At 37.5% G+C, this 309-nt stretch carries 1 rRNA gene; it reads right to left on the bottom strand.

Annotated elements, in window-relative coordinates:
* A 16S ribosomal RNA gene (locus H5157_RS20765) occupies positions 1-81 on the bottom strand; the annotation flags it as partial.
* Positions 82-309: the final 228 nt, after the last annotated feature.

Here is a 309-nt window from a genome sequence, read left to right as displayed (position 1 = left end):
TACTTTCTGTTACCGCTCGACTTGCATGTGTTAGGCCTGCCGCCAGCGTTCAATCTGAGCCATGATCAAACTCTTCAATTAAAAAGTTTTATGTCTTTCGACAGCTCAATGAATTCTGAATTTTTTAATATCTTTCGATATTGAATTGACTGTGCCGAAGCAACTTATAAATAAGTTACTTCTGTTGGTCACTCAGTTTTCAATTGAGACTCTAATTTTTTTGCCTCGCTACCTAAGTAGGTTGGCTGTTAGAACTCAATCTGTACGAGTGCCCACACAGATGATTGCTTTATATTGTTAAAGAACGTT

The organism is Pseudoalteromonas sp. SG43-3 (assembly GCF_014164385.1).
Lineage (GTDB): Bacteria > Pseudomonadota > Gammaproteobacteria > Enterobacterales > Alteromonadaceae > Pseudoalteromonas > Pseudoalteromonas distincta.
Note: the sequence above shows the minus strand (reverse complement) of the source record. Positions and strands in the feature narration are given on the sequence as shown.